This window comes from uncultured Porphyromonas sp. (assembly GCF_915070105.1).
Taxonomy (GTDB): Bacteria; Bacteroidota; Bacteroidia; order Bacteroidales; family Porphyromonadaceae; genus Porphyromonas.
This window is the reverse complement of sequence record NZ_CAJZFJ010000026.1, coordinates 14,370-28,387: the sequence shown is the minus strand read 5'-3', so window position 1 is coordinate 28,387 and position 14,018 is coordinate 14,370. Positions and strand designations below refer to the sequence as shown.

General features: G+C 51.4%; 8 protein-coding genes and 1 tRNA gene. All 9 read left to right on the top strand.

What is annotated here, in order from left to right:
- The first annotated feature begins 337 nt into the window (after positions 1 to 337).
- The 9 genes from QZ554_RS04135 to QZ554_RS04095 all read left to right on the top strand — a co-directional run bounded on the left by QZ554_RS04135 (position 338) and on the right by QZ554_RS04095 (position 14,008).
- Positions 338 to 2,005, top strand: coding sequence for a formate--tetrahydrofolate ligase (locus QZ554_RS04135; protein ID WP_297194606.1), 1,668 nt, complete (start codon positions 338 to 340; stop codon positions 2,003 to 2,005).
- Positions 2,006 to 2,043: 38 nt separating this feature from the next.
- On the top strand, positions 2,044 to 3,390 hold the full coding sequence (gene lpdA, locus QZ554_RS04130) for a dihydrolipoyl dehydrogenase (protein WP_297194605.1): 1,347 nt from the start codon (positions 2,044 to 2,046) through the stop codon (positions 3,388 to 3,390).
- A gap of 1,267 nt (positions 3,391 to 4,657) precedes the next feature.
- A tRNA-Val gene (locus tag QZ554_RS04125) sits at positions 4,658 to 4,732 on the top strand.
- Between the two features lie 209 nt (positions 4,733 to 4,941).
- Positions 4,942 to 5,265, top strand: coding sequence for a hypothetical protein (locus QZ554_RS04120; RefSeq protein ID WP_297194604.1), 324 nt, complete (start codon positions 4,942 to 4,944; stop codon positions 5,263 to 5,265).
- 244 nt (positions 5,266 to 5,509) lie between these two features.
- On the top strand, positions 5,510 to 5,680 hold the full coding sequence (locus QZ554_RS04115) for a hypothetical protein (RefSeq protein WP_297194603.1): 171 nt from the start codon (positions 5,510 to 5,512) through the stop codon (positions 5,678 to 5,680).
- A 705-nt stretch (positions 5,681 to 6,385) separates the two neighbouring features.
- The gene (locus QZ554_RS04110; protein WP_297194602.1) at positions 6,386 to 8,050 is read left to right on the top strand and encodes a BACON domain-containing protein; all 1,665 of its coding nucleotides are present in this window, start codon (positions 6,386 to 6,388) and stop codon (positions 8,048 to 8,050) included.
- A 104-nt stretch (positions 8,051 to 8,154) separates the two neighbouring features.
- On the top strand, positions 8,155 to 9,813 hold the full coding sequence (locus QZ554_RS04105; RefSeq protein WP_297194601.1) for a BACON domain-containing protein: 1,659 nt from the start codon (positions 8,155 to 8,157) through the stop codon (positions 9,811 to 9,813).
- A gap of 83 nt (positions 9,814 to 9,896) precedes the next feature.
- Complete coding sequence (locus tag QZ554_RS04100) at positions 9,897 to 11,558, top strand: BACON domain-containing protein (protein ID WP_297194600.1); 1,662 nt, start codon at positions 9,897 to 9,899, stop codon at positions 11,556 to 11,558.
- An 833-nt stretch (positions 11,559 to 12,391) separates the two neighbouring features.
- On the top strand, positions 12,392 to 14,008 hold the full coding sequence (locus QZ554_RS04095; protein ID WP_297194599.1) for a BACON domain-containing protein: 1,617 nt from the start codon (positions 12,392 to 12,394) through the stop codon (positions 14,006 to 14,008).
- The last annotated feature ends 10 nt before the right edge of the window (positions 14,009 to 14,018 follow it).

Here is a 14,018-nt window from a genome sequence, read left to right as displayed (position 1 = left end):
CAAAAGTTTAATCTATTTTAATAGTAATGAGAGGTTCTCCTGTTTAAAAGGCCTTATTTCCCGTCATTTTGTCAATACGTTTTCTTCCTATTTTAATCTACTTTCACCATGTACTAAGGCCCAAATTTCTGCGTTTTTGCCCTCTTTGCCCTCTCGTCCCCCAAAAATTACGTCGTCGATCCCCAAAATCCATACCGACAGCCTTACGCTCTTCGTTGCTTAGTCCGATATTCATTGTGATACCTTACTGCATTATCTCTCAGATATGTGTGGTAGTTACCACATCTTTATTTGTATATTTGATGCAGGATTCATTCAACAACAATCTCTTCAGGCAATGAAAACGGACATCGAAATCGCTCGCTCGATCCCCCTCAGACCGATTGGTGAGATCGCAGCCCAGGTAGGCATCCCACAGGACAGCCTCGAGTATCATGGGAAGTATATCGCTAAGGTAGATCTCTCCCAGCTCCCTACACCTCCCCTGCGAGGTAAGCTCATCCTCGTCACAGCCATAACGGCTACTAAGGCTGGGATTGGTAAGACGACGGTATCGATAGGCTTGGCACTCGGTATGTCGAAGCTAGGCAAGAAGGCTGTCGTTGCTCTGCGTGAACCCTCTCTCGGCCCTTGCTTTGGCCTCAAGGGGGGAGCAGCGGGCGGTGGCTATGCCCAAGTTCTTCCTATGGAGAAGATCAATCTCCACTTCACTGGGGACTTCCATGCGATCACCTCTGCGCACAATATGATCACTGCGCTACTCGACAACTACATCTATCAGAATAGGAACAATGCTACGGAGGGACTCAGCGAAGTCCTTTGGAAGCGTGTCCTAGACGTCAATGATCGTGCTCTGCGCCAGATCGTCACTGGGCTAGGTGGCTCGCTTAATGGTGTGCCAGCGGAGTCGGGCTTCGACATTACCCCTGCCTCAGAGATTATGGCGATCCTCTGTCTCTCCACCTCGCTGGAGGATCTAAGGCGAAGGATAGAGAATATCCTCCTTGGCTATAAGAAGTCGGGTGAACCCTTTACCGTGAAGGACCTAGGTGTAGCAGGTGCGATCACCGTCCTCCTGCTAGATGCTCTGAAGCCCAACCTAGCACAGACCACTGAGCATACACCAGCCTTTATCCACGGGGGGCCTTTCGCTAATATCGCACATGGGTGTAACTCGATCCTCGCTACACGTATGGCGCTGGCACACTCTGAGTACACCATTACCGAGGCGGGCTTCGGTGCTGATCTAGGTGCAGAGAAGTTCTACAACATCAAGTGCCGTACCGCAGGGCTCTCTCCGGCTCTCACGGTACTTGTCGCTACCCTCGGTGGCCTAAAGATGCATGGTGGCGTAGACGAGCAAGACCTTAAGAGTCCCAACATCGAGGGCGTACGCCACGGACTAGCCAACCTAGACCGACACATTGAGAATATCCGGAGCTTTGGGCAGACGGTCGTCGTAGCCTTCAATCGCTTTGCCACCGATACCGACGAGGAGATCGAGCTAGTGCGCCAGCATTGTGCCTCCCTTGGGGTAGGCTTCGCTGTCAATTCGGCCTTTGCCGAAGGGGGCGAGGGTGCCCGTGAGCTCGCTCAACTCGTCGTCGATACCATCGAGCGTGAGCCCTCCAAGCCCCTATCCTATACCTATCCCCTAGAGGCCTCGATCGAGGAGAAGGCTCGCCTGGTCTCACAGCGCATCTATGGAGCTCGTAGCATCACCTTCTCCTCCAAGGCTAAGAGCCAGCTAGAGCGCATCAAGAAAAATGGATGGGAGCGCTTCCCGATCTGTGTGGCCAAGACCCAGTATTCCTTCAGCGAAGACCCCAAGGCCTATGGTAGCCCTCGGGACTTTGACCTCGAGGTACGTGACATCGTGATCAATACGGGAGCGGAGATGATCGTCCTCGTCCTCGGTGCGCTCCTTCGTATGCCGGGTCTACCTCGTAGCCCACAGGCTCTGCGCATAGACTACGTAGATGGCTTTATCGAGGGGCTTAGCTAAGTCTCCCTCTTCATTATACCTAACTACATACTGCAAATATGAAATTTGATCTAGCGATCATCGGGGCGGGCCCTGGTGGTACAGACGCAGCTGAGCATGCTGCTGCACGTGGCCTGAAGGTCGTTATCTTCGAGAAGAATAAGCTCGGAGGGGTTTGCCTCAACGAAGGGTGTATCCCCACCAAGACGCTCCTCCACTCCGCACATCTGCTGGCTGAGGCTCGCGAAGGGCGTAAATACGGTCTCTCCATCCCAGAGGCCGAGCTGGAGCTCTCTAAGGTAATGGCTCGCAAGGGTAAAATCCTGAAGAAGCTCTCTGCTGGCATCCGTATGAACCTCCAGAACCTCGGTGTGGAGATCGTGACCGAGGAAGCACACCTCACGGGTCGCAGTGGCGATGCCTATCAGATACAGGCTGGCGAAGCCCCCTATGAGGCTGCTCATGTGATTCTTGCTACGGGCTCTCGTGCTTTCGTTCCTCCTATCCCTGGCCTAAGCGAAGTCCCCTACTGGACAGCTAAGGAAGCACTTGAGATCGATACTCTACCCAGCTCACTCGCAGTCCTAGGTGGTGGGGTGATCGGGATGGAGTTCGTCTCGTTCTTCTCTACACTGGGTGTCGAGGTGACGGTCATCGAGATGCTCCCTAAGATCCTTGGGCCTATGGACGAAGAGCTCTCCACTGAGCTACAGAAGTCCTTTGAGAAGAAGGGGGGCAAGTTCCACCTAGAGACCAAGGTCACAGCTGTACGTGAGGGAGTAGTGGTCGCCGAGCATGCGGGAGAGATGGTCGAGATCCCCTTCGAGAAGCTCCTCGTCAGTGTCGGTCGTCGTGCTGTCACTGAGGGGCTTGGGCTAGAGACCATCGGGGTAGAGCTAGAGCGTGGGGCGGTGCGTGTCGATGCCCACATGCAGACCTCTGCTCCTCGGGTCTATGCCATCGGTGACGTCAATGGTGTCTCTATGCTTGCCCATACAGCAGCTCGTGAGGGTGTCGTCGCAGTCGATCATATCCTCGGAGGAGGTGATGCGATGTGCTACAGGGCGATCCCAGGTATCGTCTATACCCACCCCGAGATAGCCTCTGTTGGCTGTACTGAGCAGGAACTGCAGGCTGAGGGGCGTGCCTATGAGGTTCATCGTGTTCCCATGACCCTCTCGGGACGTTTCGTCATCGAGAACGAGCAGGGCAATGGCATCTGCAAGCTCCTCACCGATGAGCAGGGTGTCGTCCTCGGGGCTCACTGCCTCGGCAACGGCTCCTCAGAGATCCTCGTCCCTGCTATCATGGCCGTCCAGTGTGGTCTGAAGCTCTCCGATCTCGCTAAGGTCGTTTTCCCTCATCCTACGGTCTGTGAGATCCTTCGCCTAGCTGCTCTGCACTAGGGTTGGTGTCTCAAGGGCCAAGACTCTTTGTGATCCACCCCCTCCGTATCTTTTCCTGAGGTACGGAGGGGGTGTTTCTTTTTACCCGTAAGTCTTATATGTCTCTCCCCTTCATTCCTCCTTTCTGAGAGGAAATGGCCTCCCTTACCTAAGGTTGTGGAGAGAGGCTTTCTGTCTGTGGAGTCCTCCCTTGTGTTTCTTTTTTCACCTCCTTTCTATGAGGTTGGAAACCCTCAGCTAAAGGTCTCTTTCTCAAGTGTTCCGAGAGGGCTGAAACGAACATACTAAGAACGGGAGATAGGACTCGGTATGTTCGTCCTCGTCACCTTACATAGGTGATGGGGACGAACATTATATGTTCACTTCTGGGCTCATACCGAGTATAGGATAGGGCTGTCGCATGAAATCACTATAGTGCGAGGGCAAGGTCGTCAAGGACATACACCGAAGATAGAAGTATCTATGTCTTAGTCTAGATATGCCCAGCGAATACCTCCTACCTAGGAGGGATGAGTATACACGTGTGTACACAACTGTATACCCACGTGTACACAACTGTATACACGCGTGTACACAAGTGCGCTCTAAGTATCTCCTCTGTAGGGCTCGCTTGTATGTCTATTCCTTGGGGATAATACGTAGGATCTCTAGGGATAGGCTAAGGCTCCCTGGGATATGAAGCGATATCCCCGAAGATCCAAAGGCAGGAGTGTGCGAGCGAGATCATGCGTCGGCCCTGAGTATAGGATAGGGCTGTCGGAATACCTATTAGGACCAAGTAGCATCCTCACCTTCCTCAATACGCTTGAGCTGCGTATATCCCACCTATCTAGGCACTCGCCATTTCGTTGGGCACACAGCCTTTCCTGCTCTTTGCAGGAGTGGCTCATAGTCGTCTACTTCCCCGCACTCGATCAGCCCGAGGAGCAAACTAGAAGGCTCATACAAGAGGAGAGAGGGTGGAAATGTACCGTCTGGGGTGCTTGTGCTGATGATTTTTTTGAGTGAAGAGGGGGAGTATACGAGCGGTAGGGAGAAGTTCATCCATTGTAGGGTAGAGAAGGTTTGGTAGGATTACTTACTTGGGCACTAAGTTGTCCGTACAGAGATGAATATGGGGTGAATAATCCCCTCTGGATTGTCCCATGCTGGAGGAGATGTGAGGGTGCTAGGACACCCCTTGATACCTGCCAAAGGAAGAGTAAAGTCGGGAGAAGGTCTTGGGGATATTTGCAGAATCAAAACTTTTATCTACCTTTGCAGTGCTGAATCTTTAGCTCAGTTGGTTTAGAGCACTACCTTGACAGGGTAGGGGTCGGCGGTTCGAGTCCGCCAAGGTTCACAAAAGACTGTCTCATGGTGTAATGGTAGCACAACAGATTCTGGTCCTGTTTGTTAAGGTTCGAGTCCTTATGAGACAACTAAAGGGAGCACATTGTGCTCCCTTTTTTATGCCCGTTTCCCTAGTCTCAAGGGAGAGATTAGGAGCTATCGTAGAGGTCGTCATCCAGTGGCTTTGGGCAGTCCCAAACTTGAGAGCGAAATAGGCAGGTGGATAGGAAGCCTGCTAGCCGTCAGGCTCTTCCCAAGGCTAGTCAGCTATACTCAGAGGTGCTCGCTATTCTCCTTGAGCGAGTAAGGCTGATGAACCCTATGTACTACATAGGTGATCCAGCTTCCTCAGTCGCTCCACATTGGTATATCCGTCATGGTGCTCGTGATAGAGACACTGCCTTCCCCGTAATCATCAACCTCGCCACAAAGCTTGAGAATACAGGTCGGGATGTGAACTTCAAGCTCCCCTGGAATCGCCCCCATAGTGGTGACTATGCTCTAAACGAACTCTTTGCTTGGGTTCGTAGCATCACCCGCTAGCGAGTAGTCCTAGGTGTGAGGTGATTATAGTGCTATCCTTCGAGAGCCAAGATGTGTGCCTCAATATGGATAGAGGTAGTAGAGCGAGCAATAGGTCTATGTAGCGGATCTCGTTGTCAGTCGTCTTACTTCGTTGAATGATAGGGGATAGTAGGTGGAGTAGGGGGCTTTGATTTTCTTATTTGGCAAATTATTCCGTTCTTTGTAGGCAGAGAATAATAACAAACATAGTACACATATCATTATGAAGCAGTATCTAGGCGTCATCGTGATGCTCGTTGGAGCATTCCTCCAAGTCTTCTCGTACCTATCTGATCAGGTAGAGAGTGCTAATACCTTCCTTGCTGTAGGTCTTTTCCTCGTAATTGCAGGGTATCTAGGTCACATCTTCCTGAATAAGAAGGTCGAGGCTTAGTAGAGCGATACGCACACAAGTCTACAGAGGTCACACAGTAGTTAGCTGTGTGGCCTCTTCGTGTTCTAGGGAGGGAGGATGGCTAGAGCTATGCGAAGTATTAGGTTTACTAGGGGGGATGCTTGATCAATGATCTAGTTTATCTTGAGATGTATATTGATGCAGTATCATTACCCTGATATATCCTTCTTGATAGTGAGTAGATGGTAGGGGAGCTCTTTGCTATCCTTCGTGTTGAATTTGCGATGGGGGAGTCGTTGGGGTAGCATATTTGTATTCTAGAAAACTATTTTATAACTTTCGGACAGAATTTAGGGGCATACTCCCCAAGGTAATATTAGTAATAATAAATGGACAAACAAGCATTCACTGAGATGGTCATGGATGATTGAGACTCAGGGCATTGAAGCCCCTGCATGAGGCTGGGTCGGCCCCCCAGCAGTGTAGATCTAGGAGCCTTGTCATTCACTTTTCGCAAAAGTAATTCTCCTCCTACTAGGCCACATTCTTCTACTAATATCCACACTACGAGGGTGAGGAGCTTGGCTCCAAGCCTGCGCTATCTCCTGCACCCTCATCCCCTCCGTACGTCTCATACTCCCCGTAGTAGGGCTTGTAGCCTAGCGGGCGTGGTATCTACAATTCTTCTATCGACTTGGGTGATTCGACTCAGGTCGTACATCATATCCAAATGCAAAGAGAATTATGAGACAGATATTTAAATATACGCTCGGCCTATTGGCTCTTCTCCTTGTCGTCCCATCCTGTAAGAAGAATGAGATCGAGGAGCCAACGCTTGACCTATCGACCAATGCTCTGACCTTCGCTAAGACAGCCTCGGATCAGACAGTAACCGTGCAGACCAATAAGGAGAATTGGAATGCCTTCGTCGCAGGTCAGAGTGATTGGATCACCCTAGAACAGCAGGGTACTAGCCTGCGGGTGAAGGTCGTAGCAAATGATGGAGGTAGCGAACGTCGCTCCACCATCGTCGTCAATGCGGGTGGACTACAGAAGCAGATCTCTGTACGCCAGAGTGCAGGTGATGCTGCTCTCGATGTGTCTAAGAGTACAGTCACATTCGATGCTAAGGGGGGATCAGAAGCGATCGCCTTCGCAAGTAATTCCCGTGGAGTCAAGGTCGAGGTCACTGCTGGAGCAGACTGGCTCTCTGTAGGCACAGTCACGCAGACAAGCTTCACCGTCACCGCTAAGGCTAATGCCGCTAAGGATGGTCGTGAGGGGAAGGTCACACTGACCCTCGGGACAATGATCAAGGAAGTCTCGGTGAGCCAGGAGGGGACAGCCGTCTATATCCTCCCATTCCTAGACCAGTATCCAGCTCGTCTGGTAGAGGTTCATAACTATGAAGTCGCCCGTGGAAGTGCTCTTGTGTCCTCTCCTGACGGCCTCTTCAACACGAATACCTATCGATATGCGACCAAGAGCGAGATCATGCCTGTGATCCAGTATGAGTTCGCAGCTATCAATAGTCCCAACTTTGCCAAGGCATCTGTCATCTCTACAGATGCAGAGTTTGTTAAGGCTGCAGCCTTCAATGCTCTAGTAGGTAAGTATGGCTTCGTGAAGGGTACACCCTCTTCAGATGGAAAGACGATCCCCTATACCAACGATAAGGTCAATCTCTCTCTGACTGTCTCCATCCTTTCTAATGGGGCACAGCTAGACTTCATCTATCAGCCTAAGCAGACTGAGAAGTACGAGACCTTCAAGACGCTCCCACTGCTCAAGATCGGTGAGACTCTGGGTAGCCGAGAGTTAAAGAGGGAGGGTAAGAAGCGTGCTGATGTCCAGGTCATAGAGACCGCCAACAAGAGCAAGCTGAATACTGGGACGAGTACGAAGGAGCTTGACTTCTTCGATGTCCCCGAAGGGGCAACCTCCTATGAGACCGAGATCGTCCGTGGCTACTTCTACATCGTAGCAGGATCGGGTATTCCAGCGACAGATCCCTATATAGATGTCGTCCAGGAGGTACTTGCACTCTATCCAAACTACAACCTAGGCTTCTGGCAGGACAAGGTCGATCAGAAGTACTATCCCACGGATGAGTTTAAGAAACTCATGACAGATAATGGCTATCCCTTCCTCCGTACTAGTAGAAGCTTCTATATCTTCTACAACGACGCAGAAAAGAAGGCCTACTTCGTCGGTGTAGGGAAGTATGAACAAAAAATCGTCCTCAATGCTCACCTAGCTATCATTGATCTCGGAAAGAAGAACGCTCTGCTCGATGCTACTCGTAGCAGAGATCTGCAGAGCTACTTCAGAGCCCTTGATAAGGAGCAGTATGCTCGTGACAAGGCTCTCGATCGTATCATTGACCGCATTCAGAAGACACTCAAGTAATCACCCTCCCTCGCAAGGATTTCCCCTCCACCCAGTATCTCTTGGGCGGAGGGACTTCCTTGGGGGATTCATATCATTCTCACCCTAATACTCCACTTACATTCATGAGACGGATACTAAGCCTCGCTACGAGCCTCTTCGTAGGCCTCCTCTTCTTGCCTGCCTGTAAGAGCAGCAGTGACATAGAGGAACCCACGCTAGAGCTCTCGACAAGCACTCTAACCCTCAACAAAGAAGCATCAGAACAGACACTCACCGTACAGACCAACAAAGAGAGCTGGACAGCCTTTTCCCCCACTGAGGGCAAGGGTGGCTGGCTGACTCTGAGACAGGAGGGGACGACCCTACGTGTCTCAGCCCAAGCAAATAACGAGGGACAGGAGCGTACGACCGTGATCCTCGTGAATGCAGGAGGGCTACAGCGCCGAGTAGATGTGCGTCAGGCAGCCTCTACTGCGGTCATTGAGCCCACTGCTACTCGCATTACTCTCCCGGTAGAGGGAGGACGACAGCGTGTCGTCTATGACACCAATACCGATAGCCCCAAGGTCGAGCTGAGCATGCAGGTCGATTGGCTCGCTATCGTCTATCGAGCCAAGGGTGTCTTTACCCTCGAGGCTAAGCCAAATGATGGGACACTCGCACGTAGTACGAAGGTCATCTTATCTGCTGGGACACTGACTCGAGAGATCGAGGTCGTACAACGGGCAGCCAATGAGTACATCCTCCCGATACAGAAGTTCCCAGCGACGATCAAGGACGTCCTGCAGTATGAGCAGGATCGCTCGAGCGTCCTCACTCGTAGTCGTGAGGCCTCAGGTGCTGTCTACTTCCGTTACTCCACACAGAGCCTCCTGATGCCACTCATCGAGTATGAGTATGAGAGTGAGCAGAGCCGAGGCTATCGTGCTGCCAATGCCCTCTGTCAGGATAGTAAGTATATCCGAGATAATGAGACCTTCCGCTCCTTCCTCCAAGAGCAGGGATATGAGCGGCTGGGAAGCAAGTCTTCCGATCGGGAGATCTATCAGAGTAAGACCCTCCCCATAGGTCTGAGTGTGATCTATGACGAGTCGGGGCAGGCTCTGCTCAAGACCACCTATTCGCCACGTCAGGACAAGGCCTATCCGACCTTCAAGGAGCTCCCTATGACGAAGCTCATCCCTGCAATCAGTGATCGTGACCGAGGGATACATGGCTGGAAGAAGGCTGAGGTACAGCGTAAGGAACGTGAGGAGTGGCATGGTGTGCATAATGCCGATCTCTCTCGTGATGAATATGACCGCTATGATGGAGGTACTTCGCTGGATGGCGAGATCGCTCGTGGCTACTTCTATACAGTAGCTGATGAGAACATCCCTGCTGACGATCCCTTCGTAGGTGAGGTCTTCACCGCTCTGGCTATCTATCCAGACGTCACTCTAGCCTTCTGGCAGGATCTACTCGGGAAGTACTATCTGACGAATGAAGTCAAGACCTTCCTCCTAGACAAGGGGTATTCCCTCATGCGCACCCTCGACGGAGGCTATCACCTCTTCTATAGCTCGGCGGACAAGGTCGCTCTAGCGATCCGTCCTGCTATGCTCAAGGGCAAGGCTGTCGTAGAGATACAGGCCTACCTGATCGATCTACAGACTGGGAATTCTGTCCGTGGGCTGGCTAAGGCTGATATGGGGACGACCCTACTGGATCGCTATCGCAGGCTCACACAGCAGATAGAGCTCAGAGTGAGACGGACACAGTACCTCCATTCGCAACGCTAGCAGATAGCTAAAGAAGAACATACACCAAGCATAATAGCAGACGTATGTGGGGGACTCTCCCCCACATGCTCTACCCTATATCCATGAGAAGAATAACGAATTACCTACTAGGGCTACTTGCCCTTATGCTCCTCCTTCCTGCCTGTAAGAGCAATAGTGATGTAGAGGAGCCTACCCTAGAGCTCTCGACGAGCTCACTCACCTTTGCCCGTGAGGCCAGTGAGCAGACACTCACCGTGCAGACCAATAGAGAAGATGGCTGGATGGCGACCTCTCCCAAGGAGGGTGAATGGCTGACTCTGAAGCAAGAGGGGCTAACTCTGCGTGTCATCGCCAAGGCCAATACCACGGCAGAGACACGTAGCACGGTCATCATCGTCAGCGCTGGAGGTCTCCAGCGCAAGGTACTCCTCCAGCAGCGTGCCGGTGATCCCATCCTCAATCTGAGCCAGACAAGCGTCTCCCTCCCCGTGAAGGGCGGACGTCAGACGATCACCTATACGAGCAATGCGGAGGATCTCAAGGTGGAGGTGCCTGCATCGGCTACCTCTTGGCTCTCTGTCACTGAGAATGTCCGTGGTAGCTTTACCCTAGTGGCTCAGCCTAATACTGATCCAGCTAGTCGCTCGGCACAGCTTAGCCTTACCCTAGGGTCGGTAGTGCGTGAGATGGAGGTCATTCAGGAGGGGACTAGTCCCTTTATCCTTCCTCTCCTCTCATTCCCCGCTCGACTCTATAGTGTGATGAGCTACGAGCAGGGTAGAGGGCACTACGTCCTAGAGGCACAGCCCGGTGATGAGGATCGCCCCACGATCATGCGTTTCATCACACAGAGTGAGGCCATACCGTTTGTGCAGTATGAGTTTACCTCTAGCTCTAGCCCGAGTTATTATCATGCGATGATGCTCTATCTGGATCAGAGCCTAGTGAAGGACAACACAGCCTTTGACGCTAGCCTAAAGGCTTATGGTCTCGTTAAGGAGCCTACGGAGAAGGATGCACAGCGAGTACTCTACAAGAGTGAGAAGCCAGAGCAGCCAGTACAGCTCCTTGTGACCTTCTTCACTGGAGGAGCAAGGCTAGACTTTGTCTACATGCCTCGTCAGCCTCAGGCCTATGAGACCTTTGCTACTGTCCCGATGACCCGTATGATCCCCTTCCTAGGTAGTCGGCCGATGCAGATCCCTGGGAAGAAACGTGCAGATGTGCGTGCCTTCGAGCTGGGTGAGGGAAATGAACCTCTACCTGGGACTCCGGACAGTCACGACCTCTTTGAGCCTAAGACCCCATTTGATGGCGAGAACATGCGAGCCTATCTATATGTCGTCTCCACGGCGAAGAACAATATCCCCAAGAATGATCCCTATATCGATGTCGTTGGTGGCTTAGTTGCCTTCTATGACAACCTACATTTAGGGCTCTGGGAGGATAAGATCGATGGTAAGGTCTATCCTACCCACCAGTTCTTCACTCTACTGACGAAGGCTGGCTACACCTACCTCGGACAGCTCAAGGATGGTGCCCATGCCTTCCGTAACAAAGAGACGCGTCTAGCCTACATCCTCTCTCCTGCAGAGAATGATGGTATGAACCTGCTCGAGATCATGGTCGTCTATATGGCAGACCAAGGTGGAGGCTCTGCTCGCCTACAGCTAGATCACAAGCGAGCTATGAAGCATCTCGGAGATGAACTTAGCTATCTCTATCAGATACACAGACAATACTGGCTCCTTCGTCGGAGATAAGTAGCTCTCATACTAGCTGGGGTAGGAGTGATAGACCTTCTATCACTCCTACCCCAGTAGGTATGTATCGCCTTAGTTAAGGTATCTACATTATCCTTTGCTTGGGGATGTCTATGCGCCCTATCCGATAATCCTTTCCTTATCGAAGACTTTGAGAATAGAGGCATTGCCTGTTGGGTATACTCCCTATCAGGATAGGGTGGAGATGAAATAGCTGGATATTTTGTGTTTTCGAATGCAATTGTCTACCTTTGAGCAAAGAAAGTGAGAGTAACTTCTCCCTATAGGAGCGAATAGATAACTTATGAACAAACAAACGAACCCAGATATGATTTTGGGCTTCTGAAGTTCGCGGTGATTATATTCACCTACGTCCTAGTGGGTCGGCTCCCCACCTGTATCGTATGAGCTTTAGGAGTGCCCTTCACTCACAAACGTATGCTCATGGCCACAGATCTTACACCTTTACCATTTGTTGAGAAGACGGTATAGTTTCTCTATATAGATCTTCTCTTCAGAGCTCCTATGGTTACTCCCCTCTCCATGTAGTCCCCCTTCTCTTACTACATTGCAGGGTACACGACGGATTCACTACATATCCTTTGCCTTTCTTTTGTAGCTACCATTAGGCATACAGCCTGTAGTATTTGGGAGTGTCAGTGCATCCTTAACCTTCGTCCTCCTCTGGTCTGTTCAGAGTGATAGGTCTAGCTCATAGTTCGCTCTATCTATAGCCAATGTGGCTACCTTCCTTGAGTCCCCCTTGTTCCTAGCGAGCAGGGAGGGAGCAAGTCATCCTAGATCAATTTGAATATAGAGCATCACGACACACGATGAGATACAGAATATTACATACGATCCTTGCCCTGCTACTCCTACTACCGATGTCTTGTAAGCAGCAGAACGAGGTAGAAGAGCCGAGCCTAGAGCTCTCAGCCACCACCCTCACCTTCGCAAAGGAGGCAGGCGATAAGAGCATAACGATTATGACCAACAAGGACTCTTGGTCAGCTTTCTCCCCTCAGGAGAATACTTGGATTACGCTTACCCAAGAGGGACAAACACTACGTGTGCATGCCCGAGCAAACGACCAAGGACAGGATCGCCAAGGTGCTGTCCTCATCAATGCAGGAGGACTACAGCGACGTGTCACCATCCGCCAAAGTGCAGCCGAAGCCTATCTCGATATAGCGACACCCCTCGTAGCGTTCTCCACAGAGGGAGGAGAGCAACAGATCACATATACGACTAATGTCGATGCCGTGAAGGTCGATCTGCCAGCTTCCCTTGACTGGCTCTCCATCAAACGACAGACACACTCAGGCTTCACTCTCGTTGCCAAGCCTAATACGAATAAGGCTAGACGTACCGCTCAGATCGGACTGACCCTAGGCTCAGGTGTGCAGGAGATAACCGTCGTCCAAGAGGGGAATAGTCCATATATCTTCCCCCTACTGGATTTCCCCAAGGATCTCTACAGCACGCTCCGATATGAGGAGCAGCGAGGACACAAGCTGCTCTATGCCAAAGAAGCTACAGATGAGCAGTATCCGACCTATCGCTTCCTGACCAAGAGCAAGGTGGTTCCCTTCGTACAGTATCAGTACAACGAGATTACGAGCCCTGGCTTTACGATGGCTACACTGCTCTATATGGATCAGTCGTTGATCAAGGGGAATGCAGACTTTGAAGAGGCTGTCAAGGCCTATGGCTTCGTCAAGGGGGCTAGCTCCCCAGATAACGTCTACACGGTATACAAGAATGAGAAGCTGCCCCTACAGCTGCTCGTGACGATCTTCTCTGGAGGAGCTAAGCTAGAGTTTGTCTACGACCCTATCCAAAGGGCTAAGTATCCGACCTTCTCCCACCTCCCTATGCAGCATCAGACCCTCTTCCTGGGTCACCGTAATCTGGAAAAGATAGGGAAGAAGCAGGAGGACGTCCGTAAGTACGAGGCTGAGCAGGGCAGCAAACGGGATGAGAACACCCCTGGAATGTATGACCTCTTCATACCCAGCAAATCCCTAGAAGAGGAAATCGTCCGAGCTTACTTCTACATCATCACACCGACACAGCTCGATGACCCTTACCTCAATATGGTAGAGGATGTCCTAGCCTACTACTCGAAGATCAACCTCGCCTACTGGCTGGATGAAATCGATGGACACTACCACCTGACCGAGGAGGTGCAGGAGCTCTTCACCAAGGCTGGCTTCCCTTACTATGGCCAGACACAGAATGCGAGCTACGTCTTTGTCAATCGAGCCAAGTCGCAGGCCTATGTCTTACGTCTCTTCAAGTACAAGGGTGAGCTCGTCCTCGACATTCAGTCGCACTTCATCGAACTTGATGATGGTGGAGGTTCGGCTCACGAGCTCCTTGCCACCAGCTCTATACAGAGACGTAAGGCCTTCCTCAATCGTCTTAGTGCCCGCTGCCGTCATATATAGCTCATCACTA